Annotated in this window: 23 protein-coding genes; 12 read left to right on the forward strand and 11 right to left on the reverse strand. The window is 68.0% G+C overall.

Going from position 1 to position 24311, the window contains the following annotated elements; genetic code table 11:
• Positions 1 to 286 precede the first annotated feature (286 nt).
• Both speB and AC6CHY_RS11960 read right to left on the reverse strand, forming a co-directional pair.
• Complete coding sequence (speB, locus tag AC6CHY_RS11955) at positions 287 to 1285, reverse strand: agmatinase (protein ID WP_217388255.1); 999 nt, start codon at positions 1283 to 1285, stop codon at positions 287 to 289.
• The gene (locus tag AC6CHY_RS11960) at positions 1282 to 2679 is read right to left on the reverse strand and encodes an MFS transporter (protein ID WP_498226836.1); all 1398 of its coding nucleotides are present in this window, start codon (positions 2677 to 2679) and stop codon (positions 1282 to 1284) included. The genes speB and AC6CHY_RS11960 overlap by 4 nt, the downstream gene beginning before the upstream one ends.
• Before the next feature lie 66 nt (positions 2680 to 2745).
• Here AC6CHY_RS11960 and AC6CHY_RS11965 point away from each other — a divergent pair, with 66 nt between their 5' ends.
• The 3 genes from AC6CHY_RS11965 to AC6CHY_RS11975 all read left to right on the forward strand — a co-directional run bounded on the left by AC6CHY_RS11965 (position 2746) and on the right by AC6CHY_RS11975 (position 6472).
• Positions 2746 to 4380 carry a PucR family transcriptional regulator gene (locus AC6CHY_RS11965; RefSeq protein WP_498226892.1) on the forward strand — a complete coding sequence of 545 codons (1635 nt, stop codon included), beginning with the start codon at positions 2746 to 2748 and terminating at the stop codon, positions 4378 to 4380.
• 224 nt (positions 4381 to 4604) lie between these two features.
• Positions 4605 to 5474: a VOC family protein gene (locus tag AC6CHY_RS11970; protein ID WP_498226837.1), complete on the forward strand. Its 870-nt coding sequence runs from the start codon at positions 4605 to 4607 to the stop codon at positions 5472 to 5474.
• Positions 5475 to 5560: 86 nt separating this feature from the next.
• Positions 5561 to 6472 (forward strand): helix-turn-helix domain-containing protein, encoded by a 912-nt coding sequence (locus AC6CHY_RS11975; RefSeq protein WP_498226838.1) that lies wholly within the window; start codon positions 5561 to 5563, stop codon positions 6470 to 6472.
• On the opposite strand, the gene AC6CHY_RS11980 is transcribed toward AC6CHY_RS11975, so the two are convergent.
• Positions 6443 to 7636: an MFS transporter gene (locus AC6CHY_RS11980; RefSeq protein WP_498226839.1), complete on the reverse strand. Its 1194-nt coding sequence runs from the start codon at positions 7634 to 7636 to the stop codon at positions 6443 to 6445. The genes AC6CHY_RS11975 and AC6CHY_RS11980 overlap by 30 nt on opposite strands.
• Positions 7637 to 7751: 115 nt before the next feature.
• On the opposite strand from AC6CHY_RS11980, the gene AC6CHY_RS11985 reads away from it, so the two are divergent.
• The gene (locus AC6CHY_RS11985; RefSeq protein WP_498226840.1) at positions 7752 to 8603 is read left to right on the forward strand and encodes a CatB-related O-acetyltransferase; all 852 of its coding nucleotides are present in this window, start codon (positions 7752 to 7754) and stop codon (positions 8601 to 8603) included.
• A gap of 540 nt (positions 8604 to 9143) precedes the next feature.
• Here AC6CHY_RS11985 and AC6CHY_RS11990 read toward each other — a convergent pair.
• Genes AC6CHY_RS11990 through AC6CHY_RS12000 form a run of 3 tightly spaced genes read right to left on the reverse strand, consistent with a single transcriptional unit; the run spans position 9144 to position 12216 of the window.
• A complete protein-coding gene (locus AC6CHY_RS11990) occupies positions 9144 to 10046 on the reverse strand; it encodes a diacylglycerol/lipid kinase family protein (protein ID WP_498226841.1) in 903 nt (300 codons plus the stop codon).
• A complete protein-coding gene (locus AC6CHY_RS11995) occupies positions 10043 to 11617 on the reverse strand; it encodes a glycerol-3-phosphate dehydrogenase/oxidase (protein ID WP_498226842.1) in 1575 nt (524 codons plus the stop codon). Before AC6CHY_RS11995 ends, AC6CHY_RS11990 begins: the two co-directional genes overlap by 4 nt.
• Complete coding sequence (locus AC6CHY_RS12000) at positions 11614 to 12216, reverse strand: TetR/AcrR family transcriptional regulator (protein WP_498226843.1); 603 nt, start codon at positions 12214 to 12216, stop codon at positions 11614 to 11616. The genes AC6CHY_RS11995 and AC6CHY_RS12000 overlap by 4 nt, the downstream gene beginning before the upstream one ends.
• A 17-nt stretch (positions 12217 to 12233) precedes the next feature.
• Here AC6CHY_RS12000 and AC6CHY_RS12005 point away from each other — a divergent pair, with 17 nt between their 5' ends.
• The 4 genes from AC6CHY_RS12005 (at position 12234) to AC6CHY_RS12020 (ending at position 16434) form a co-directional block, all read left to right on the forward strand.
• Entirely contained in the window at positions 12234 to 13940 is a 1707-nt protein-coding gene (locus AC6CHY_RS12005) for an FAD-binding oxidoreductase (protein ID WP_498226844.1), read from the forward strand.
• Positions 13937 to 14770 carry an SDR family oxidoreductase gene (locus tag AC6CHY_RS12010; RefSeq protein ID WP_498226845.1) on the forward strand — a complete coding sequence of 278 codons (834 nt, stop codon included), beginning with the start codon at positions 13937 to 13939 and terminating at the stop codon, positions 14768 to 14770. Before AC6CHY_RS12005 ends, AC6CHY_RS12010 begins: the two co-directional genes overlap by 4 nt.
• A 196-nt stretch (positions 14771 to 14966) precedes the next feature.
• A complete protein-coding gene (locus AC6CHY_RS12015) occupies positions 14967 to 16037 on the forward strand; it encodes a 2,3-butanediol dehydrogenase (protein ID WP_217388243.1) in 1071 nt (356 codons plus the stop codon).
• A 55-nt stretch (positions 16038 to 16092) separates the two neighbouring features.
• Positions 16093 to 16434 (forward strand): DUF5655 domain-containing protein, encoded by a 342-nt coding sequence (locus tag AC6CHY_RS12020; protein WP_498226846.1) that lies wholly within the window; start codon positions 16093 to 16095, stop codon positions 16432 to 16434.
• Between the two features lie 17 nt (positions 16435 to 16451).
• Here AC6CHY_RS12020 and AC6CHY_RS12025 read toward each other — a convergent pair whose 3' ends face one another.
• Both AC6CHY_RS12025 and AC6CHY_RS12030 read right to left on the reverse strand, forming a co-directional pair.
• The gene (locus AC6CHY_RS12025; protein ID WP_217388241.1) at positions 16452 to 16853 is read right to left on the reverse strand and encodes a hypothetical protein; all 402 of its coding nucleotides are present in this window, start codon (positions 16851 to 16853) and stop codon (positions 16452 to 16454) included.
• A gap of 66 nt (positions 16854 to 16919) precedes the next feature.
• On the reverse strand, positions 16920 to 17387 hold the full coding sequence (locus AC6CHY_RS12030; RefSeq protein WP_498226847.1) for a hypothetical protein: 468 nt from the start codon (positions 17385 to 17387) through the stop codon (positions 16920 to 16922).
• Positions 17388 to 17731: 344 nt separating this feature from the next.
• Here AC6CHY_RS12030 and AC6CHY_RS12035 point away from each other — a divergent pair, with 344 nt between their 5' ends.
• Both AC6CHY_RS12035 and AC6CHY_RS12040 read left to right on the forward strand, forming a co-directional pair.
• Entirely contained in the window at positions 17732 to 18712 is a 981-nt protein-coding gene (locus AC6CHY_RS12035; protein WP_498226848.1) for a thermonuclease family protein, read from the forward strand.
• Positions 18713 to 18953: 241 nt separating this feature from the next.
• Entirely contained in the window at positions 18954 to 19508 is a 555-nt protein-coding gene (locus AC6CHY_RS12040; protein ID WP_498226849.1) for a cysteine hydrolase family protein, read from the forward strand.
• A 16-nt stretch (positions 19509 to 19524) separates the two neighbouring features.
• Here the strand turns inward: AC6CHY_RS12040 and AC6CHY_RS12045 are convergent, their stop codons facing one another.
• Positions 19525 to 20400, reverse strand: a complete 876-nt coding sequence (locus tag AC6CHY_RS12045) for a class I SAM-dependent methyltransferase (protein WP_498226850.1) — start codon at positions 20398 to 20400, stop codon at positions 19525 to 19527.
• 47 nt (positions 20401 to 20447) lie between these two features.
• On the opposite strand from AC6CHY_RS12045, the gene AC6CHY_RS12050 reads away from it, so the two are divergent.
• A complete protein-coding gene (locus AC6CHY_RS12050) occupies positions 20448 to 21032 on the forward strand; it encodes a helix-turn-helix domain-containing protein (protein WP_498226851.1) in 585 nt (194 codons plus the stop codon).
• Here AC6CHY_RS12050 and AC6CHY_RS12055 read toward each other — a convergent pair.
• On the reverse strand, positions 21029 to 22840 hold the full coding sequence (locus tag AC6CHY_RS12055; RefSeq protein ID WP_498226852.1) for a prolyl oligopeptidase family serine peptidase: 1812 nt from the start codon (positions 22838 to 22840) through the stop codon (positions 21029 to 21031). The two genes, AC6CHY_RS12050 and AC6CHY_RS12055, sit on opposite strands and share 4 nt — an antisense overlap.
• Positions 22837 to 24069, reverse strand: a complete 1233-nt coding sequence (locus AC6CHY_RS12060) for a hypothetical protein (protein ID WP_498226854.1) — start codon at positions 24067 to 24069, stop codon at positions 22837 to 22839. Before AC6CHY_RS12060 ends, AC6CHY_RS12055 begins: the two co-directional genes overlap by 4 nt.
• Positions 24070 to 24167: 98 nt before the next feature.
• Here AC6CHY_RS12060 and amiA point away from each other — a divergent pair, with 98 nt between their 5' ends.
• Positions 24168 to 24269 carry a streptamidine family RiPP gene (gene amiA, locus AC6CHY_RS12065; RefSeq protein WP_243400284.1) on the forward strand — a complete coding sequence of 34 codons (102 nt, stop codon included), beginning with the start codon at positions 24168 to 24170 and terminating at the stop codon, positions 24267 to 24269.
• Positions 24270 to 24311 lie beyond the last annotated feature (42 nt).

Genomic DNA, 24311 nt, shown 5'->3' on the forward strand with positions numbered 1-24311 from the left:
GGAAGGTGGAATCGGGGCCGCGCTCCGGGAGGGCCGACGACCTTTTCGACTGCACATGCACTTGATTCCAAAACGCATGGGGAACGCCAATTGGCCGATGCTGTTCCAAGCCCCGGCGCGGAACCGAATGCCGAAGGGACCCCGTGTACCTTTGGGCGGGCCCCGGCGTCCTGTGGCACGGCGGGCCGTAGGGCCGACGGATTGATGCTTCGCACGCGGCAGCGGCCCGGCCAGCGATCGGATCGCTGGCCGGGCCTCGTGGGGTGGGGGACCGGTTTGTGCAGCCTTAGGCCGAGGCTCCTTCAAGAACGTGTTCGGCTTCGGAGCCACGGAGGTTGCCGGAGTTGACCATCAGGCCCATCATGTCGAAGACCACGGTGGCCGCAGCCAGCGAGGTGATGTCCGCGTGGTCGTAGGCCGGGGCGACCTCCACCACGTCTGCGCCGACGATGTTGATGCCGTTGAGCCCCCGCAACAGGCGGAGCAGTTCCCGGGAGTGCAGGCCGCCCATTTCCGGGGTGCCGGTGCCCGGTGCGAAGGCCGGATCCAGCACATCGATGTCCACCGAGAGGTAGACAGGGGTGTCGCCCAGGCGCTCGCGCACCTTCGCGATCGCCGCCTGGACCCCGATCTCGTCGATGTCAGTGGAGCGAATGATCTGGAAGCCGAACTCGTGGTCGCGCAGGAAGTCGTCCTGGTCGTAGACCGGGCCGCGGATGCCCACGTGCATCGACTTGTCCTCGATCAGCAGGCCTTCCTCGAAGGCCCTGCGGAACATCGTGCCGTGGGTGATCGGCTCGTCGAAGTAGGTGTCCCAGGTATCCAGGTGCGCATCGAAGTGCAGCAGCGCGACCGGTCCGTGGATCTTGTTGACCGCCCGAAGCATCGGCAGGGCAATGGTGTGGTCCCCGCCTATGGCGATGACCCGCTTGTCCTTGGCCAGCAGCGGCAGGGCCTGTTCCTCGATCTGCTCAACGGCCTTGCCGATGTCGTACGGCGTGCATGCCACGTCTCCGGCATCCACGACCTGGACCGCCTCAACAGGGGTGACGTCCAGCTCGACGTGGTAGCCGGGGCGCAGCAGGCGGGAGGCCTCGCGTACCGCGGCCGGCCCGAACCGGGCGCCCGGGCGGAAAGAGGTTCCGCCGTCGAAGGGCACGCCGAGCACTGCGATGTCGTAGTCGGGGACGGCATCGATCTGCGGGAGGCGGGCGAAGGTTCCAAGCCCGGCGAACCGGGGGACCTTGGTGGCCTCGACGGGGCCGATGGGCTGGTGCTTGCTCATACGAGGGTTCCTTTGACTGTCGTTTCTGCGGTCTTGCCGTTGGGCTTGGTGCTTTTCTTGTTGCCGTCCCCTGAGATGTCGGCCAGGGAGCGGTTGGCCGTTTCGGGGGCCAGGATGAAGGTGGCGATGAGTCCCACCAGGGAGATCCCGGCGCCTATCAACAGGGCGCCGGAAGCACCGAAGCTGATGATTGCAACCGGCATGAGGTAGGTGCTTGCCGCCGAGCCCACCCGGCTGATCGCGGTGCCGAAGCCGACGGCGGTGGCACGGATCTCGGTGGGGAAAAGCTCGTTGGGGTAGACAACCTCGAGGAAGCTGGAGGCCCCGGAGGCCAGGGCGAAGATCGCCAGGGCGGTGAACAGGGTCTTGGGGCCAACGCCGGGGATGAAGGCGGGGGCGGCCAGGGCCAGGACGATGATGCCGAAGGTCCACAGCAGCAGCTTGCGCCGTCCGATGCGCTCGACCAGCCACAGGCCCGGGATACCGCCGACGACGAAGAGCAGGGAAATCAGCAGCGACCCGCCGTATAGGTTGGCATCCCCGTCCAGGCCGAAGGAGGCGAGCAGCTCCGGGGCGAAGGTGTAGACCGCGAAGAGGGGGATGACCTGGGCGGTCCAGAAAATCGAGACGAAGAGGGTGCGGCGCCAGAACTTCTTGTTGAAGATGTCGGTGAACGTGGCTGCGCGTTTGCCGGTGTCCTCGTCCTCGCCAAGCGAATCGACGTCGTACTCGTTGCCGTAGACCTTCTTGATGACGGTGCGTGCCTCGTCGACCCGGCCGCGGGAGAGCAGCCAGCGCGGGGATTCGGGGGTGCCCAGCCGGAAGAGCAGGGTGATGATGGCGAAGATGGCCGGGCTGGCAAGCATCCAGCGCCAGGCGTCAGGCCCGACGCCGCGCATGGCGTACCCAACGGCGAATGCGGCCGCCGCGCCCACGGCCCAGACCACGAAGGTGGCACCCAGGAGCCGGCCGCGGTGCTTCCGGGGAAGGAACTCGGCCAACAGCGACGTGGCAATCGGGTAGTCGGCGCCGATGGCAACGCCGAGCAGGAAACGCCAGAGCACCAGCTGCCAGATGTCCGTGGAGAAGGCGCTGAGGATGGAGAAGACCGCCAGGGCGATCAGGTCCAGGATGTACATCGTGTGCCGGCCGACCTTGTCCGTCACCCAGCCGAAGACGCCGCCGCCGAAGAAGATGCCAACCAGGCTGGCTGCGCCGACCATGCCGATTTCCTTGGGCCCCAGGTCCAGGGCCGGGGTCATGGTGATTAGGGCGATGCCAATGATGGACAGCGCGTAGCCGTCTATGAAGGGTCCGCCGGAGGAAAACACGGTCAACTTCTTGTGGAACCGGGTTAATGGCGCATCGTCAATGAGGCGAACGGAGGTGCTCATTGCGGGCTCTTTTCTCTCTAGGTGCCCGGGAAATCCGGGCTGGCTTTTGGTGTAATCCAATCATTGGTGATCGTCATCACTGCGACAATCGACAACTGTCAACTATCGCAGACTCGCTCTAGACATTTGTATGAATGGTCGCGTTTGATTGACGAGTGCCCGGCGGAAATGCGTTGGATGCCTGAATGTGTGAAAGGGAAACGTTCAATGGCCATGACAGTCAAGGAATTGCTGGACGAGCCGCAGCTTGGTCTGCGGCTGCTCGCCGGCGCCGACGGGTTGGGGCATCCCATTACCTGGTCCCATACCTCGGACCTTCCCCAACTCTGGGAGTGGGTCTCGCCCGGCGTGCTACTGATGACCAACGGGCTCTCGATCCCGGCCGAACCCGAGGCGCAGGTCCATTTGGCCCGCTCGCTGGTGGCGGCCGGCGCGGTCGCCTTGGCGGTGGGCGAGAAGATGCATGCCCCGGATTTGTCCGATCAATTCCTCGCGACCTGCGATGCACTTCCGCTGCCCTTGATTTCCGTTCCCTACCCGTTGCCCTTCATGGCCATTTCGCGGTCAATTGCCGAGGCGAGCCTGCTCGAGGAGTCGCGGCGGATCAAGCAAACCGCCCGCATCTACGACCTGCTGCGCAAGGCGACAACGCCCGGGGAGACCTGGACCCAGCTGTTGACGGCGATCGGCAAGGAAATCCGCGCGAGGCTCTACGTGGTTGATGACCGGTGCCTGCATCCGTGGCAACCCGGAGACGCCGCCCTGCCCCAGGACGTGCTGGCGCGGGTGAGGAGGGTCGGCTCGGAATCCACGGCGGAAACCCGACACTTCCTGTGGAGCGCCGACGGGGCGGAGTCCATGCTGATCATGGAAATTCCCACCCATCCCCATGCGCTGCTGGTCATCTTGCCCGACGACCAAATGCGGCCGGACGGGGTGGTCTTGTTGCACTCGGCCACCGTACTGGGGTTGGGCCTTTCGCGTTCGGCCCTTGCGATGGAAAGCCGCTACCGCTCCGGCGGTGAATTCCTGCTGCAGTCCTTTGAAGGGCGCATTGGGGCCGCCGAGGCCGCCCGCCGCCTTGAGGAATTCGGCTTTCCGCGCGGCGACCTGCGGTTGGTTTCGGTCCCTGCCCAGGCGGAGGTGGGTTTGCCCCAGGTTCACCGCGCGCTTTGGCGCCACGGCATCAACAGCCTCTGCGTGGTGGGCGAGGGAAAATTGCATTTGATGGTCTCCGAAGAATGCCCGGAAGACTTGCTGCTGCACGTCTTCGACGCCTCGCTGCCCATGGGACTGAGTACGCCCGTGGGTGTTGATGCGATCCAGCGCGGATTGCGCGAATCCCTGTGGGCACTGGGTCAGGCGATCGCGCGGGGCGTGCGGCTGGTTGGATACTCAGAGGATGCTCCGTGGTTTGGGATTGGCGGCCATCGGGACGGAGCGGAGCTCGTGCAGCGGTTGCTGGGCCCGGTGATCGAGCATGACCGGCTCAACGGAACGGAGTTCATGGCAACCCTGCGCAGTTACCTGGAAAACCAGCGTTCGGCACAAAAGGTCGCCGCACTGCTTTTCGTGCACCGGCAAACCATCATCTACCGCATCCGTAAGATCAGCGAACTCACCGGCCTTGATTTGGCCGAAACATCCTCGGTCGCCCAGCTGTGGCTGGCTTTCCAGGCGCACGAAGCGGTGGCGTCTTAATAGCGACTGGAGGATCCGTGGTGACTCGTTGGCCCGTCCGTTCGCGAAGCCCGGTCCATGACATCGTCCTCCGAAGGGCCGATCGATCGACGAAATTGAACCGGGAAATGACGGAATGGGGTCGGGGTGACGAGCGGAACAGGTTCAATCGTTGTAGCTTCAAGTAAATAATGCCATACTTGAAGCAAGAACAATCCTCAGCCGCAATCCAAGGAGTAACCACCATGGGCGTCACCACCCAAGATCAACTGTCCGCAGAACTGGCCATGGGCACCGTCATGCTCAAGGTCGGGGACATGAAGAAGATGAGCAATTACTACCAGAAGGCCTTGGGCCTCGAGGTGCTCTCCGAAGGCCCTGCCGGCACCGGCCTGGGCCGCCGGGGAGTCGAACTTGTCCACCTCGCCGACGGCAAGGGCCTGAACCTGCCAAGCCGCGGCGAGGCCGGACTCTTCCACACCGCGCTGCTCTTCGACACCCAGTCCGACCTGGCCGCCACCGTGCTCTCCGCCGCCCAGTACGACGGTTCGCTGTTCACCGGCAGCTCCGACCACCTGGTGTCCGAGGCCTTCTACTTCAACGACCCTGAGGGCAACGGCATCGAGCTCTACTTCGACCGCCCGCGTGACACCTGGACCTGGAACGGCGACACCGTGGCCATGGACACCATCTACCTGGACCCCAACCAGTACCTCAACAAGCACGTCAACGAGGCATCCGTCACCGGACTGACCACGGCCAACGCCGGCGTCGGCCACGTGCACCTGCAGGTCGGCGACGTTGCCACCGCCGAGAAGTTCTACGTCGACACCCTGGGCTTCGCCAAGACCACGAACTTCCACGGCCAGGCGCTTTTCGTCTCGGCAGGCGGCTACCACCACCACATGGCCATGAATGTGTGGAACTCCCGCGGCGCCGGGCCCCGCAAGGACACCCTGGGCCTGGGCGAGGTCGTCATCACCGTGCCGAACGCCGACGAGGTCGGCGCCCTGGCCGATCGCCTGACGGTCGCCGGGATCGCGAGCCACCACACCGGAGCCGAGCTGCGCTTCGATGACCCGTGGGCCAACAAGATCCGCGTGGCAGTGGGCTAAGGTCCACGCGGATTCTCCCGGCCATGGTCCGCCCCAGTCCCCTCCAGGGAAGCGGCGTGGACCGGGCGGGGCTGTACGGTTGGTGTGTGAACAACCCCGGACCCCTCGGCGAATTCCTGCGCGCCAAGCGCGCGGAACTGCAGCCCGCCCAGACGCAGCTGGCCGCCTTCGGCAGCCGCCGCAGGGTCAAGGGCCTGCGGCGGGAGGAGCTGGCCCAGCTCGCCGGGGTCAGCGTCAGCTACTACACCCGCCTCGAGCAGGGGCACAGCAGGCACGCCTCCGACGAAGTCCTGCTGGCCCTGGCCAACGCCCTGCAGTTGCGGGTGACGGAAACCGAGCACCTGCTTGACCTGGCCCGGAGCAAGACGAATTCCGGGCCCCACGCGGCCGCGGGCCTCGAAACCCCGGACCGTCGGTCCCTCGACATGCTCGGTTTCATCACCGACCGTCCCGCGGTGCTCCTGGGCCGGCGCAACGACGTGCTGGGCTGGAACAGCCTGGGCCACGCCCTCATCGCGCCCCACCTGCCCTTCGACGCCCCCGCGCATGAAATGCGCCGGCCCTCGCTGCCGCGCATGTTGTTCCTGGATCCGGTGTTTTGCGGTCTCTTTGCCGATTGGGAGACCGAGGCCGCGGACTACGTCGCCTACCTGAGGTTCATCACCGGCAAATATCCCCGGGACGCGGCCCTGACCTCCCTGGTCGGTGAGCTGCTGATCAAGGACGAGGATTTTTCCAGGCTCTGGGCCACCGGGCGGGTGGGTGAATGCATCTCCGGCACCAAGCCGCTGCTCCACCCGGCCATCGGGGAGCTGTGTGTGGATTTCCAACTCTGGGCCCAGTCCAGCAACCCCGAGCACCGCATCGAGATCTACAGCTACCCCGACGCCAGCCGGATCAACGCCCTGCTCGGGGCGCCCCGGGGGTCCGGCCTCCCGGAACCGGGCGTGCCCGGGATCCGCCAGGGCCTACACGAGGGTCCCGGCGCCGAGGGCTGAACGGTCCTGGGCCGGGAGTTCGACGGGAGTGGCGCGTTTCTGCAGGAAGACCGCCAGCACAAACACCGCCAGGCCCGCCAGGCTCACCAGCGAACCGATGGGGGCCAGCTGTCCGTAGGCGGCGCCGTCGCGCACCACCGACCCGCCGACGGCCGAGCCCAGGGCGACCCCGGCGTTGAATGCCGCCGCGGCAAGCGCCGAGACCACCGGCGAGTTCACCCGGGCGATCTCCAGCACAAAGGATTGCAACGGCGGTACCAGGCCGAATCCCGCAGCGCCCAGCAACACCAGCAACACCACCACGGCCGGCACGTTCCCTGCGAAGAGGCCGAAGGCGCCCAGCACGGCGATCAGCAGCAGCAGCGCGGCCACGGTGGTTTTCGGGATCGAGATATCGGCCAGGCGCCCGGCAACATGGTTTCCCACCACCAGGCCCACGCCGAAGACCAGCAGGAACCACACCGCCAGGTGGGCGGGCACGCCCGCGTCCTGCAGGATCGGCGCGATATAGGTGAACATCACAAACAGGCCCCCGTAGCCCAGGGCAATGGCCAGGAAGGCCACCCACAGCCTGCCGGTGCGCAGCGCGCGGGCCGTGCCGCCGGCGGCACCCGTCTCCGAGCCCTGCGGCAACGCCAGCCACATCCCGGCCAGTGCGACCACGCTCAGGCCCGCGACCAGCCAAAAAACGCTGCGCCACCCCCATACATCCCCGGCCAGGTTCCCGGCGACGACACCCAGCACGTTCGCGGCCGTGAAACCAAGGAACACCGTGGCAATCGCCGCGGAGCGGCGTTCTGACACCACGAGGTTGCTGGCAATGGTGATAGCCACCCCGAGGAAGGCCCCGAGCATGGCCCCGGCAACGCTCCGGCTGGCGACCGCCAGCAGCAGGGTCGGGGCCAGTGCGGTGGCGACGTTCGCCAGGAAGAAGATGCCCACCAGCCACAGGGCCAGCCGCTTGTGGTCCGCGCGCAGCGTGGCAGCGGCAATCAACGGCCCTCCCACGCTCGCCCCCAGCGCAAAGGCCGTGGTGATCAGCCCGGAATCGGCGACGGACACCGACAAATCGGCGGAGGCGGAAAGCAGCTGCCCGTTGGGGGCGAATTCGGCGGTGCCCAGTGCGAAGGATGTCAGCGCCAGGGCGTAAATCGGAAGTCTCATGTTCCCACCCTCCGATATGCGTGAAGGATCAACCAGTTCCCGGGTTTTCCTACCACTGCCGGGGTATGGCTTGGCCGCCGGCTCCCCGCGGCAGCTCCCGGGGAGGCCGACGGCCATGGTCTTGCCAGCAAACGCCAACGAAACCACAGGGATCGGCGGCTACGGTCGAACGATGCATTTACGCCTCAGTCAACTACGCCCGCATCTGGTCAACTCACGCATTTTCCTGATGGGACCGGGGGCCAAGACCATTGAGACCACCGGAGCCAGCTATGGCGAGGACAGCCTGATCAAGTTCGCGCCGGACCTGCGTCTGGAACCCTACGCCACCTATTGGGCGGGCAGCGGGCGCCACCTGGTGAGCCTGGGCTCCTTTTCCTACACGCATTCGAGGTTGCCGCTTTCGGCCCGGGTGGGCCGCTACACCTCCATTGCCAAGGGCGTGAAGGTCATGGGGGCCAGGCATCCGCACGAGTGGGCCTCCACCAGCCCGGTCTTCTACAACCGCCGGCTCATGATGGAAACCTTCGAGCGCGACCGGGGAGAGATGCCCGCCTACCGGACGTTCGACCACGTGCCCGACCCCGTGGTGATCGGCAACGACGTGTGGATCGGGGAGAACGTCACGCTGGGCCACGGCGTGCGCATCGGCGACGGGGCCGTGGTGGCCTCGAACGCGGTCGTCACCAAGGACGTGCCCCCTTACGCGGTGGTTGGCGGGGTTCCCGCCAAGGTGATGCGGCAGCGCTTCGACGAGGACACGGCCAGCGAGTTGCTGCGCAGCGCCTGGTGGAGCTATTCACCGACCGCGTTGAACCAGCTGGACGTCAGGGATCCGGGGGAGTTCGCCCGCGGTGCCATCGGCCTCATCGAGGCCGGGGCCATCGAGCCCTTCGAGCCGGAGACGGTTACAGGCCGAGAGCTGGCCGCGGCCGTCGCTTCCTCGTTCGACGGCGCCTCATCCTGAGCGAGGCGCGGAACCGGCGCATGCGGCAGCGGGCCGTGCGGCCCGGAAACCGGCCGCCGAATGCGTGGTTCCACGGATGCGCAATCGCCGCCTTCGGCGCATCATGAACCCATGGGTCGACGGCTGACACCACGTATACGTGGTGCGGATTGCCGGCGGGTTACGGCCGATTTTGCCGTGGTGCTGGCGAGCGGCGCCATCCCGTCCCGACTGGCTCGCGGAGGCATGGTGCTCGGTGGCAGCTTCCTGGCCGGGTGCGCAATCGTGGCCGCCGGGTTGCCGGTGCCGGCGGGGTGGCTGCAGTCGACCGTTTTTGGCATAGGCGGCGTGGTCGGGCTTACCGGCTGGGTTGGCATGCCCGTGTGGTTCGTCCTGTTCGGAAGGCATCTGGTCGCACGGTCACCTGCGGCCGGCCGCCTGGCCCCACGGCCCGTCGGATCCCGAACCGCGTAGCATCGGCGGCGCTGGCCAGGGGTGGCACCGTTTTTTCGGAAAATCCCCGCCGGGCACCGCGGCCGCTGCCAGGTGGTCTGCGCATTCCTAGCCGAACACCGGTGAATCCGCGGGAACCAGCACCTTGACCGCGGCCGGGGCTATCGTGATCCTTGCCGGCAGGGCCCCGACCCTTTCCCCGTCGGCATAGATGTTCAGCGGCCTGTTGGCGCCGATGGTGATCTCCCGGCCGAGGGTGAAGGAGATGTTCTGCTGGCGCAAGTGGGTGCCGCCGTAGGAGCGCAGGAAGGTCAGCGCCACGCCCAGGATCGAGGCCTTCCCGAGGGAGACCACGTCCAGCAGGCCGTCGTCGGCCCTGGCCCGCGGGCAGATGTGCAGCCCGCCGCCGTACTGGCCGATGTTTCCCACGGCGACGAACCAGCCCGGGACGCTGCTCTCCACGCCGTCCACCTTCAGCGTGAAGGTGACGTCGCGCCATTGAAGGAACGCCTTGAGCCCGCCATAGAGGTACACGAAGGGGCCGAGGTTCAGCCGGGCGCTGTTCCCGTACTCATTGGCCAGTCCGTCGAAGCCGACATTCGCGACCCCGAAGTAGGGGCGGCCGTTGACCAGGCCCAGGTCCAGCTCCCGGACCACCAGCCGGGACAGGTTGCCCACGGCCTTGACCGGGTCCAGGTCCAGCCCGATGCGGCGGATGGTGTCGTTGCCCCGGCCCCCGGCCAGGGGAAGCAGGATGGCACCGGAGTCCCTGGCCCCGGCCGCCGCCGCTCCCAGGAACCCGTCCCCGCCCAGCACCGCCACCAGGGATCCGGGCGCGGCGGCGCGCGCCCGGTCGGTGGCCTCCTGAAGGCTTTCTGTCAGGTGCACGACCGGGGCGAACCCCGCTGCATGCAGGGCTCCGGCGGTTTCCTCCCAGAGTTTCAGGCCGCGTCCGCGTCCCGAGGTTGGATTGACCAGCAGCAGGGCCGGGCCGGAGAAGGGAGCTTTCACGGGGTGGGTCCTTCCACGGGTGGGGACTCGGAGGCCATCGCCAGGATGCGGGCGGCGCGGTCGCGGGCGCGGTCCGCGTCGGCGGGCACCAGGGCCAGTCGGGTGCGGCGCTCCAGCAGGTCTTCGATGCTCGTTGCCCCCTCGGCGCGAATGGCGAAGAGCAGTTCCGCACCGGTGATGGGGCTTGAGTCAAAGAGCGGTTCGGCCAGCAGCGGGTGCTTGCCGCCGAGCCGGTGCACCGCAACCGCCTCCGTGCCGTACTTGGCCACCAGCCGGGCCGGGGCGTCGAGGGCGGCCAAGGCCGTGCGGCTTGCGGCGCCGACCAGCGGAAGCTTCGTGGTGCGGCTCGGGGTGGCGACGCCGAGCCGTGCTGCTGCTGCGTCCACCGCGTCCTGCGCCATGCGGCGGTAGGTGGTCAGTTTCCCGCCCACCACGGTGATGGGTTCCCCGGGAACATTCTTCACCAGGTGCCGGCGCGAGACGTCCGCGGTGCCCTCCGGCCCGCCGGCGTGCGGGGACCCGACCAGCGGCCGCAGCCCGGCGAAGGACCCGACCACGTCGTCGCGGACCAGCGGCCGGCCGAGCACGCGGTTGACGACCTCGAGCAGGAAGTCGACGTCGTGCTCCGGAACGGCGGGGCAGTGGCCGTCGGCCTCACGGTCCTCCTCGTCGGTGAGCCCGATGTACACCACGCCCCCTGGCTGGGGCAGCACGAACACATACCGGCCGAAGTGGCCGGGGACAGCCACCGTGTGGGCGGCCTGCGGGTTGCCCAGGCGCTCGGCACGCACCACCAGGTGGCTGCCGCGGCTCGGGGTCACGCTCAGGGTGTCATCGAAGTCGGCGGCCCAGACCCCGGCGGCGTTGATGACGGTCCTCGCGCGCACCGCGACCGCTTCTCCGGTGCGCGTGTCAACTGCCTCCACGGCGTCCGCCGTGATCCCGGTGGCACGGACATCGCGCAGCACCTGCGCGCCGAGCCCGGCGGCGGTGCGCACCACGGAGATGACCAGCCGGGCATCGTCAATGAGCTGCCCGTCCCAATAGAGAAGCCCGCGGCGCAGCCCCGGGGTGTCCAGCGACGGCACCAGTGCGGCGACGGCCCGCCTGGAAAGCAGCCGGGGCCGCGGCAGCACGCCGCTTCCCATGCCCGAGGCCCGGCGCAGCAGGTCATAGAGCGCCACGCCTGCCCCGGCGGCGGCGGTGTCCCGGCGCCGGGCGCCGGTGGTGTCGGGGATGATGAACCCCAGCGGGCGGATGAGGTGCGGGGCGATCGTCTCCATCAGCCGGCGCCGCTCCACCGCCGATTCCCAGGTGACCGGGAAGTCGCCCCTGGCCAGGTAGCGCAGGCCGCCGTGGACGAGCTTGGAACTGTATCCGCTGGTCCCGGAGCCGAAGTCCCGGGCCTCCAGCAACGCCACGGACAGCCCGCGGCTTGCCGCATCCAGCGCCACCCCGGCCCCGGTGATCCCGCCGCCGATGACCGCCACGTCCACGGTGTGCGTGCGCACGTGTTCCAGGGATAGCCGCCGGGTGGCGTCGTTGATCCAAGTCGGTTCCCGGGTGGTCATGATCCGTTCCCTGCGGTGCCCGCCGGGGTGAGGTGGCGGGTGAGCATCCGTTCGAGCTCCGCGAGTGTTTGCTCGAAGGTGCCGGTCTTGCGCAGCAGCCGCGCCGAGAGCGCCACGCCCTGCAGGGCCAGCAGCAGCGTGGTGGCGGTGGCGGCGGTGGCCTCGATGCTGTGGTCCGCCTGGCCGGCGGCAATCAGCCCCTCGAGCTCATCAAGGATCAGCTGCTGGCTCGCGCCAAACCTGTCGGTGACGTAGGGGATGAGGAACTCGGGGTCCCGCTCGGCAATCGAGGCCAGAAGCTCCGAGGTGGCAAAGACCCGCACGCTTTGGATGGCGAAGTGCACCAGTTGCTCGCGCCCGGTGCCTGCGGGGGATGCGGAGCGGACATCGGCCGCGGCGGTGCGGAACTCGCGGGTCAGCGTCGCGAGCACCGCGTGTTCCACCGAGCCCATCCGGCGGTAGAACGTCATGCGGGAGATCCCCGCCCGTTCGGCAATGTCGTTGGCGGTCGTGCGGCGCACCCCGTGCAGGACCACCGATTCCCGCGTGGCGAGCAGGAGCTTTTCGTCGCCGGGGCCGGTGGTACGTTGTGACTTCATGTGTCACACTGTATCGCATGGTGACGCAGAACACAGAGAAGATTCCCCGCTCCGTTTGGTACGGCTGGGGAGACCCTGCGCGGGCGAAACCGCTGGGGGCGGGCGGGCTCGACTACCTGCGCTCCACCCTGGCGCTGGACAGCGTCGAGGCCGTGCATCCGCCGGTGGACTTCGACGACGTCAGGGTCGGGCCGGTGGCCCTGGGGGACGAGGTGCTGGGGGAGTTGCGCGGGATCTGCGGTGCCCCACACGTCTCCACCGAACGCGCCGAACGCATCCTCCACTCCGGTGGCAAGAGCACCCCCGACCTGCTGCGCATCCGCGCCGGGGACGCGGGGCAGGCACCCGATGCGGTGATCTTCCCCGGCAGCGCCGAGCAGGTGCGCGAGGTCCTGGAATTCTGCGTGCGCCGGCGCCTGGCCGTGGTCGCCTTCGGCGGGGGAACCTCGGTGGTCGGGGGAGTCGAACCGGAGCGCGGCCCGTTCTCCGGGGTGATCGCCGTTGACCTGCGGCGCATGGACGGGCTGCTGCACCTCGACGCACTTTCGCACACCGCCACCTTCGAGGCGGGCATCCGCGGTCCGGCCATCGAGGCGGCGCTGGAACCGCTGGGCTTCACGCTCGGCCACTTCCCGCAAAGCCACCAGCAGGCCACCCTCGGCGGCTATGTGGCAACGCGCTCCGCCGGGCAGGCCTCCACCGGATACGGCCGCTCCGACGACCTGGTCAAGTCCGTCCACCTCGAAACGCCCGCCGGGCCGATGGACGTCGGCTCGCCCGCCCCGGGCAGCGCCGCCGGGCCCAGGCTGCTGGACGTCGTCGTGGGATCCGAGGGCACACTGGGGGTCATCACCTCCGCCACGGTGCGGATCCACCCGTTGCCCGCATCCAGGAGCCACGACGCCTGGTCCTTCGAATCCTTCGCCGCCGGGGCCGAGGCACTGCGCCGGCTGCACCACGAGGGCGTCCGCGGGGACATGCCCCACGTCTGCAGGCTCAGCGACACCGACCAGACCGCGGCGACCTTCAGGCTCGGCGGCCCCAAGACCGCCGCCATGGCCAGGTACCTCGGGCTGCGCGGACAAAAAACACCCGCACTGGCCCTGTTCCTCTGGGAAGGACCAAAGCGCGAAACCGCCGCCCGCAGGCGACGCAGCGCACGGATCCTGCGAGCCGCCGGCGGCATCCGCCTCGGCCCGCTCCCGGCGCGGGCCTGGGAACGCGGACGCTTCTCCGGACCGTACCTGCGCGACGAGCTGCTGACCCGCGGCGTGTATGTCGAGACCCTGGAAACCGCCGCCAGCTGGATCAGGCTCGATGCCACCTACACCGCGGTCCGCGGCGCCATTCTCAACGCCCTGGAGGCCCGCGGCGGCACGGGGTACGTACAGGCCCACATCTCCCACGTCTACCCGGACGGCGCCTCCCTCTACTTCACCTTCCTCGGCGGGCTCGAGCCGGACGGTCAGGCACAAAACGCCCGCGTGAAGAAGGCGGCCTCCGAGGCCATCGTCGCGGCCGGCGCCACCATTACCCACCACCACGCCGTGGGCACCGACCACTCGCCCTACCTGGAGGCGGAAATCGGCGCCCTGGGGATCGAGGTCCTGCGGGGCATCAAGGCAACCCTGGACCCGACCGGCATCATGAACCCGGGAAAACTCATCCCCGCACCCGGAAACGCAACGCCTTCCAACGCAACACCAACCAAGGAGCAGCCATGAACCCCACCATCGGAACACTGGCCGGATCGACCGTCTTGATCACCGGGGCCGCCATGGGCATGGGCAGGATGTATGCCCGCCTCGCCGTCAACGACCGCGCCAGCCACGTGATTCTCTGGGACATCAATGCCGGGCAGCTCGAGGAGGCGGCCGCGGAACTGCGCGGGGCCGGCAGCGAGATCCACACGCAGGTGGTGGACGTGGGCCGGCTCGAGTCCATCGAGGAAGCCGCCCAGGCGGTGCGCAACGGCGTCGGGGCCCCGGACATCCTCATCAACAATGCAGGCATCGTGCGCGGGAAGTACTTCTGGGAACACGACCAGCGGGCCGACATCGCCGAAACCATGAACATCAACACCCTCGCACTGATGCACATCACCCGCGAATTCCTGCCCTCCATGATCTCCCGCGGGCGCACCTCGCGGATCGTGAACGTCGCCTCCGCCGCCGGGCTGCTGGCCAACCCCAGGATGAGCGTCTACTCCTCCTCCAAGTGGGCGGTCATCGGGTGGAGCGATTCGCTGCGCCTGGAACTGGCGCAGGCCGGGCACCACCACATCAAGGTGACCACCTTCTGCCCCTCCTACATCAAGACCGGCATGTTCGACGGAGCCCGCGGTCCGCTGCTGACCCCGCTGCTGGAGCCCGGGCCGGTGACCGAGCGCGTGTGGCGGGCCATGAAGGAGGGAACTCCCATGCTCATGATGCCCTGGACAGTGAAGCTGAGCGCCGCCCTGCGCGGGGTGCTGCCGATTGCCGCCTGGGACGCGGTGGCCGGACGCGTATTCGGCGTGTACAAGTCGATGGAGCATTTCACCGGGCGCAAATAGGGAAACGTTGCTTCCCGCCTCCCGCATGCCGCCCCGAGGAGTGGCGGGGCGCCGGAAGGCACAACCCTAGCCATCCGGCACGGGGCGGCGGTAGCGTCGAACGTGAACGGAGTCCGTCCCCGCGGCCGCCTGCGCCTCGAGCGGCTTCCGTGCCGGCGCGAGTCGCCGCGTCCGGTCTTTCGAGAAGGGACATGCCATGAAGGCTGCACGTTTTTACGCACAAAAAGACATCCGCATCGAGGAGATCTCCGAGCCTGAACTGCGGCCCGGCGCGGTGGCCATCGATGTGGCCTGGTGCGGCATCTGCGGCACCGACCTGCACGAGTACCTCGAGGGCCCGATCTTCGTCCCGGCGCCCGGGCACCCGCACCCGCTCTCGGGGGAAGAGGCGCCGGTGACACTGGGGCACGAGTTCTCCGGCACCATCACGGCCGTCGGCGAGGGCGTCTTGGACCTGGCCGTGGGGCAGAACGTCGTGGTCGAGCCCTACTTCACCTGTGGCCAGTGCGCCTCCTGCCAGGCGGGCAACTACCACCTGTGCGTCAAGATGGGCTTCATTGGCCTGGCCGGCGGGGGCGGGGGACTGGGCGAGAAGATCGTGGTCGACGCGCGCTGGGTGCACCGCATCGGGGACATTCCGCTGGACGAGGCGGCGCTGATCGAACCCCTCTCGGTGGGGCACCATGCGGTGATGCGCAGCGGCGTGTTGCCGGGGCAGTATGCGCTGGTCGGCGGAGCAGGCCCGATCGGCCTGCTCACCGCGGCGGTGCTTAAGGGCATGGGCGTCACCACCATCGTCAGCGAACTCTCGGCAGCACGCAAGGACAAGGCGCGCGAAAGCGGGGTTGCAGACCACGTGCTTGACCCCGGCGTCGAGGACGTCAGGGAACGGGTCATGGAAATCACCCATGGCATCGGGGCAGACGTCGCCTTTGAGTGCGCGGGAGTCAACGCGGTGCTCGACACCCTGCTCGATGCTCTCAAGCCCACCGGGGTGCTGGTGAACGTCTCCATCTGGGGTCGGCCCGCCACCGTGGACATGCAGAAGATCGTACTCAAGGAAATCGACGTGCGCGGGACCATCGCCTACGTGCGCGACCACGCCGAGGTCATCGAGCTGGTGGGAAGCGGAAAGATCGACCTCAAGCCGTTCATCACCGGGCGCATCGCCCTGGAGGACCTGATCGACAAGGGATTCGACACGCTGATCAACCACAATGAGACGGCGGTCAAAATCATCGTCTCGCCCAGCGGCAAGGGGCTCTAAGCCACCTCGGCCGGAGACCAACGTGCCTTTGGCGACTCGGCCGTATGATGGCTGAATGGCTCGCACTGCAAGGGAACGCATCACCGGTGACCCGACCTCATCCACCATCTACGAAGTGCTCATGGAGCGGATCTCCGCATTGCCGGGGTGCGAGATCCAGGAGAATGCCTCGTCGTTCCATGTGGCGCGCGGGCGCGCCTTCCTTGGCATCCATCCCCGCCGCGGCGGGATCCTGGTCAACATCGTTCTCACCCGGCAGCTCGAATCCCCGCGGGTATTTCGTACGGGGCGAGTATCCGCGAACCGGTGGCACAACGAGATCATCCTGCTGGACACCGCTGCGCTCGATCCGGAGCTGTTGGGTTGGATCCGCGAAGCGTACGATCTCACCGCCTGAGGCAGCGGCCCGGCGCGCTATGGGGCCAGGAGCTCGGAGATCGAGGCCAGTGGCACGATTCCCTCCGACCTCGCGGCGAGGTCCGGGTCGAGCGCCACGAGCGCATCGGCCTGCAGCATCGTGACAGCCAGGTATTCCGCGTGCCCGATGCTGTCCCACTGATGCTCGCGTGCGATCTTCCACGCGGTGCGCCGTGAGACCCGGTCGCCGAGCAGGCGGACCTTCACAGCGGTGATGCGCTCGTGGAGGTCCATCGCCGCTGCCTCGGTGATTTCGCCGCCGAGCACGCCCTTCAGCAACAGGTCCAGGGCCGCGGAACGGATCGAGTTCGGTGCGACGAGTCGATGGTCCGGATTCGGCTGGTATCGGTTGTCGGCAAGATGCAACAGTGCTGCCGGATCGATCACGAAGCGCTTCATGGGTCCATGGTAGGCCGGGCTGGATCCAGTTAGTGGGCGCGGATGCGCGACGGTGAAGCCTGCACCTTAGTGCCGGGGTCGTTCGAGCGCTCCAACTCCGGAATCCACGGGGGACAGTGACTCGTCATCCTCATGCCGCGGGGGCTCGAGCAATACCATTCCAACGGTGATGACCGCCGAGCCAATGGCCATGAGCGGGCGCGGGTTTTCAATGCCCCTGCGCAACAGGGCCTGGTGGATCCTCGCATCGATGACAAATCCAAGCTTCGTGCCGGCGGCACTCAGGGTGCCCAGTCCCAACGCAACGGCGGCCCGGAACTTCTTCCCGGGCTTGGCATCCTCGCCTGGGGCAGTGGCGAACCATCCGATGAGCCCCGCGGCGGCACCCGTTCCCACATACAAGGACCCCCTGGTCGAGGGTCGAAGCTTGGCAGGGTCAACCAGCGTCAGGAGGCCGCTGGCCACGCCGGTTCCCGCGGCATTGCCAAGTCGGGAGCGAAATGATGAAGGGTTGGTGTTTGTGTAGCCAGTCATTTGACCAGCCTAGCGAAACCGAAGCAGTGTACGGCTTTGCGCTCGCCCAAGGAATTAAACCAATATACCCGGTGGCCTGATGGCAGGGCCGGTGGAAGTCACAATCGAACGATGCTTGCCCAACTGTCTGCCCCCGGGGCTATGGTGAAATTTGCTTACTCGCAGCTTCAACTTATATATGGGGAGTTTCATTGTTCGGGGGAACCAATTTGGCCGCGCTGGCTACAGGTCGCGTGGCAAGGATCGTCGCGGGAGCGGTAGCGCTCGGTTTTGTAGCCACCGCCTGCACACAGGCACCGGCGTCACAGACAGCGAGTGACCGCAATGGCGCCACCGTTGTCAGGGTGATTGACGGCGACACCATTGTGGCGGACCTGTCCGGCGCCGAAACCACGATCCGTCTGCTCAACATCGATACGCCGGAGACCAAGCACCCGGACAAGCCGGTGCAGTGCCTCGGGGTGGAGGCAGCCGATTACACCAAGTCACTCTTGGCGCCCGGGGACCGGATCGAGCTGGCCTACGACGTGCAGCGCCTGGACCCGTACGGCCGCACGCTGGCGGGCGTCTACAAGGACGGAAACCTCGTCAACGCCGATATCGCCGCCGCCGGACTCGGCGTTGCGGTGCTGTTCCAGCCCAACGAGCGGTTCTATCCCGAGGTCCTTGCCGCAGAGCAGCGGGCCCAGGAATCCAGCGAGGGACTCTACAGCGCGGCGATCGACTGCACGATTCCAGCCAGGGCGGTGGCCGCCATTGCTGGCATGGAGGCCGTTGAGGACACCGTTCCGGCGAACGCCGAGGCGGTGGGTTCCGCCCTCGCCGTGGTGACGGCCGCCATCGTGGCGGGCAAGGCGAAGAGCGCGGCGCTTCGGGGACTCGACACCGCCGGCGATGTGGTGGACGCGGCGATTTGGTCGGCCCGGATGGCCACATATGCACCACAGCTGGCAGCCTCCCTTGACAGGGCCACGGCAATCGAGAAAAAGCTGGCCGCCAAGAAGACGGCGTTGGCACGGGCCAAGAAGGAAGCCGACGCCGAGGCAAAGGCAGTCGCCAAGGCCGCCGCGGAGGCCAAGGCGAAAGCGAAGGCCGAGGCAACGCGCAAGGCAAACGCCGCGGCCGCCGCCGAGCGGCAGGCCGCTGCCCAGCGGGAAGCGGCGGCAAGCAGGAGGGCTGCCGAACGCCGCCGCCAGTCGATCCCCAAGCAGACCTATCGGGCTCCGGCCCCAAAGCCGAAGCCCAAGGTCAGCAGCAATCCGTATCCCGGGTACACCGGGCCGCGTTGCTACGCGCCGGGCGGCCAGACCTGGAAGCCCTGCTAGAAACCCCAACCCCTAAGGCTGCCCGCAGTCCATTGCCCCCGTGCCGCATGGCTCGCGGTGCAGTGGGCCGCGGGCACGCTTGTTTCGGGAGGTCACCGGTGAGGTCACTGGGGCTGGCAAGCAAGGGAAGAACCGTGGCCAAGAGTTGTGCGGGGATTGGCTGGTTCCATTCCCAAGCGTTGGCGGCGCGGAGTATGTTGGGTCGTGGAAAAACTCCGTCAGCTCCGCGAAGGAAAACCCCATGAGCACATTTGTCGATCGGCCCCGCACCGCCCTGATGGTGATCGATGTCCAGAACGACGTGGTGGCCAATGCCCACTTGCGCGAGGAAACACTGGGCAACATCAACGCGCTGGTGTCCCGTGCCCGCGAATCCGGGGCGCCGGTGGTGTGGGTGCAGCACTCCGACGAGGAAATGGAGCAGGGCAGCGACGCCTGGCAGATCGTGCCCGAGCTTTCACCGGCCGCCGGGGAACCGGTGATCCACAAGATCTACGGGGACTCCTTCGAGGCCACCAACCTCGAGGAGGTGCTTTCCGCAGCCGGCGTCGGCCGGCTGGTGGTGTCCGGCGCCGAGTCCGACGCGTGCATCCGCTCGACCGTCCACGGCGCCTTCACCCGTGGCTACGACGTCACCCTGGTGTCAGATGCGCACACCACCAGCGACATGACCCAGTGGGGCGCCCCGCCGCCGGAGGTCGCCATCGCCCACATCAACCTCTACTGGCAATTCCAGGGGGCGCCGGAGCGCACAGCGGCGGTCACCAGCACGCAGGACGTGGACTTCGGCGCCTGACCTCGAATCTCCGGCGTCAGCGCGGGCGCACCGCCCACGCTGTGCGGCTGCCGCGCATGGACAGGTCGCTGCGTCGTGCCAGTCCGCGCGGGCCATCGAGGTCCAGCAACTGGTCGAGGGTGGACAGGTCCTCGGTGGACAGCTGCCCGGCCAGGCCGGTGCGCATGCGGGACAGGAAGGTGTGGGTGATGCGCAGCAGAAGTTCCCCGTCCGCCTCCGGCGCATAGTCGAACTTCTCCTTGGCGGCGGTGGTGAAGCCGGCGGCCTCCAGATCCGCACTCCAGTCGGGGTGGGCGTTCCAGCCTGCCTCGTCGAGCAACCGGTGGCATCGTTCTTCCAGGCCCGGCGTGCCGAATCCGAGATCCGTCGGGAGATAGCGCGGAAGCGCATTCATTTCCACGACCACGAACACTCCTTCCGGGGAAAGGCTTGTCCGGATATCGCCAAAGACGCGGGCAGGGTCCTTCATGTGGTGTATCGAGGATGCCGCCCACACCAGATCGATGTCGGCCAGTTCGGGCCACGCCATGTCGAGGTCTGCCTGCAGCGTTGATACGCGGCCTTCAAGTTGGTGGGTGCCCACGTTGTTCGTCAGCCGCTGGAGCATGAACTCGGATTGGTCCACGGCGACCACGCTCGCCCGGGGGAAGGTGCGCGCCAGGCCGAGCGTCCCGGTGCCGGTGCCCGCACCCAGGTCCACAATGGTGCGTGGGTTGTTGGCCTGGGCGGCCGTCCAGTCAAAGATCTCCTGGAGGTGGTCGCGCAGCAACAGGGCGTCGAGGTCCAGGACCTCGGCCATGCCCGAGTCGTCGTCGTGGCCATGCGCGTGTCCGTGCTCCTGTCCCGAGTGGTGGTGTCCGTGGGCGCTTCCATGCGAATGCTCTGTAGTCATGGATCCAGCCTAACCACTGCGTGCGTCATTGGCATACACTCTTGCGTATGACGCAAGATCTTTCCATGGACACCGTGATCCGCCAGCGAATCAAGGGACTCCGGCTGGCCAAGGGGTGGTCACTCGATGCCCTGGCCGCCCGCTGCTACCTCAGCCCCTCGACCCTGAGCCGCATCGAGACCGGTCACCGTCGGATCGCCCTGGACCAGCTGGTTCCCCTGGCCAAGGCCCTGGGCACCACGCTTGACCAATTGGTCGAGCCGACCGCGGACGAGGACGTCGTCATCCGGCCGGAGCCCGAACACCAGCCAGGAATCACCACCTGGCTGCTCTCACGCGAACATTCCCACGACGGCACCACCGTGGCCAAGATGCGCATCACCCCCGAGCGCTCGATGGCGGAGGTGGGGATGAGCGTGCATCCGGGACGTGAATGGTTCACGGTCCTGTCGGGCACCGTGTCACTGGTGCTGGGGGAGCGCACGATCCTGGTCCACGAGGGCCAGGCCGCGGAATTCTCCACCATGGTCCCGCACCGCGTCGGTGCCCACGAGGGGCCGGTGGAGATCCTGACGATCCTTGACCATGGGGGAGAGCGCGCCCACATGCATCTGCCCGGGGCCGTCGGCTAGGGGTTCGGGTTCCGCGGCAGCCCGTTCCCGTCGCCGGCCGCGAAGGAGAGCACGGTGGCGGAGAAATCCAGCAGGCTTGCGGAGGACCGCTGGGCATGTCCGCCGCCGTCCTCCCGGCGCAGCCAGGCCCGGCCGCCCCGGCTCCGGATCCCCGACACGAATTCAACGGCCGCGGCATTGTCGACCCGTTCGTCGCTGCCGAGCACGCAGCACAGCAGCGGCGGAAGTTCGGCCGCCGATTCCCGGGCGGCCAGGAGGTGGAGCGGGGAGTGGGCGGCTCGTTGTTGCTCGGAGGTCTCCCCGTCGGCACCGAACTCGTGGAGCCATTGGGATCCCAGCCCGTGCCGCTGCAGGTCCACTGTATCCAGCAACGGGGCCACCGCTATCACGCGGCCGAACGCGCCGGGATCCAGCAATGCGGCGGCACTGGCCACCAGGCCGCCATGGGAGGCGCCCACCGCGGTGAGTTCCGCGGCGCTGGTCCAGCCCTGCGCCAACAGGAAACGGGCCACGTCGATCAGGTCGTGGACGGCGCGCAACTTGTTGGCCCCGCGTCCGGCCTCGTGCCATTGCCGACCCAGTTCCCCGCCTCCGCGCACCTGAGCCGCCACATGGATTCCGCCGGCGGCAATCCACGCGGCCACGCTGGGTTCGGGCTCGGTGCGGTGCACGACCCCGAAGCCCCCGTAGCAGGAGAGCAGCAGCGGCCGCGGGGACAGGGGCATGTCCGCGGCCAGGTCCCCGGCTCGCGCCGAGAGAATCACCGGGATTTCCACGCCGTCCCGGGCCGGGGCCAGCAGGCGCAGGTGCCTGAACGCGGCCGGGTTCCTGCGTGGCGGCAACTGCGTGGCGGACTTGGCTGCTTCCGGGCGTTGCAGGCAGACGAGTCCCGAGGGCCGCTCCGGGGACGCGCTCTGGATCCACACTGCAGCACCGTCCGGATGCGTGCTCACCGACAGGGCCGTGAGCTGCTCTGCGGCCTCCAGCTTCCACAGTGTTTCCCCATTCAGGGTCACTTGGGTGCCGGTGGGACCCTCCGTGGCCAGCAAGGTTCCATGCTCGCCACTGACCCGGGCCAGCACCTTGCACCCCGGAACCTCGATGTGGACCGCGTCCGGCGCCGTTGAGAGGATCCAGTCGCCGTCCCGGAGAAGCCAGCGCCGTGCACCCTTTCCGAGGGCGCGAACCGTGAGTTGCAGCGTGCCGTCCCTGATCCCCAGGCGCAGCCGTTCCCCGTTCCCCGGGAGTCCGAGTTCCCCGGGGAACGGAACCGGCTCCGGGGGAGAGGCCGGCCCGTCCGTGCCAAAAACGCAGCGCCAGATGGCTTGTTCCGGCGGCTTTCCGGAGAGCACCCACAGCGAGGTGCCATCGGGCGACCACACCGGGGCGGCATGCCAGGACCGGGGGCCGGGAAGCTGCACGGGAGCGGCACCCGGAGCGAGCAGCCAGACCTCGGCCAGTTCGGTGTCCGCCGGGCCGAGCAGCGCGGCGACCCGCACGCCGGAGGGATCGAGGGAGAATCCGCGCACCACCCGGTTCGCGGGCACCGGCAGCGCGGAACCGGCCGGCGGGGCCTCGGGCGCCTTGCCCGGGGCAAGGGCCCTGCGCAGCCAGTCATCGGCGACCCGGTAGAGCGCGGGGAATTCTTCCCCCGGGCTGCGCCAGGTGAAGACGGCGTTGCCGCCGGCGAGCTGCGGCATGCCCTGCCGCGGCGCCGAGTCCCAGTGCAGCAATTGGATCCGAAAATACTCGTGGAGCGCGGGCTTTTCCCCCAGCTCCAGGCCGGCCGCGTCGATGGCCCGGGTCATCGTCCCACCAGGTCCCCGGGCCCGGCGTCGGCGCGGTCGAGCCATGCCAGGTGTCCGCCGTCGCGCAGCGGGGTGGGAACCTCCACCGTGACCGGCACCGACCCGGGATCCCCGGTGTCGACCAGGTGCACCTGGCCGTGCCCGCCCCGGGTCACCGCGACCCATTCATCGGTGCCCGAGGCCGCGATTGCCCGGCGGTCGGCGTCGTCCCACGGTTCGGCGCCGCGGCGCGGCGCCTTGTCCATGGACGGCAGCGTCCAGCGGCCGCGCTCGCGCAGGGTATCGGTGTCGTAGACGCGCAGGTCGTCGCCGTCCGGATGGATCCGGGCCACGGCAATGGCGGTGCCGGTCAGCGCAAAGCGGAAGATCATCCCGTCGCCCAGAGGCGCCGTGCGCGAGGTGTTGGCATCGATGTCGTGGACCCACAGCGTATTGCCCCAGGTGTCCCATGTGCGCGGGTGCTCCCCGCCTTCGCGCAGCACGGCCACCAGCAGGCGCCGCCGGGTGCAAAGGCGCAGGAAGTAGGCGCGCCCCGCCGCCTCCCAGCGCCGCATGGGGAGGGGTTCCGGGACTGGTCCGCGCACGTCGAAGCACTCGAGTCCGCGTTCGGTGGCCACGAACAGGGTGCCCGTATCGGGGTCGTAGGCATCCCCGTGGCCTTGTGCGCCGACCGCTTCGTGGATCCCGCCGCGCAGCTGCGGGCTGTGTACGCCAATGGTGAGGATGTCATCGACGGAGATGGATTCGATGGCTCCGGGTTCGCGGTGCCGCAAGACCGCGCGCGGGCCCTGGGGCGTGGCGGCGAGCACGACGCCGGGCTCGCCGGCCCGGGTGCGGATCCGGCGGGAGTACGGACCTGACGCGGCCTGCAGGTCCACGACGCTGAGCACGTCGCTCCAGGGTTCCCACGATTGCCCTAGTCCCGTGCTGACGGCAATGTACCGGCCGGCGGGGTCGCAGGCCAGGTGCTCGCCCGGGATGGCGACGGAAATCCGGTGGTCGATCGCCGCCGCGGGTTCCGTGCCGGTGGCGGCGAAGGGATCCATGACGATGAGGGATCCGCCCGCATCGTCAACCCAGGCGCATCGGCCGTTGCCCAGGGGCAGGATCCCGGCGTGCTCGGCAAGGACCATGCCGGGGCTCCAGCCTGTCACCGCGCGGGACGCGGGATCGATGAAGCCAATGGCGTGGGCCCGCTGGTCGGCCACGACGAGTATTTCCTGTTTCATGACGCCTCCGTGACGTGTTGTTTGCGAATGATTCTCATTAAGTATAGTGTCTTCTTGTTGCCAGAACGGCAACGACATCACCTACGAAAGGAAACCCCATGGAAAACACCGTGGTACTTGCAGAAGTTGAAGAGACCGAGCAGCTGGCCCACCTGTCGGCCACCCACTCGAACGCGCTCGTCGAGAACCCGTTCGACTAATCGCCCATTCGCGACTGCGGGGTGGATGTTTGGCATCCACCC

The sequence above is a fragment of the Paeniglutamicibacter sp. GQ140 genome, from assembly GCF_059759235.1.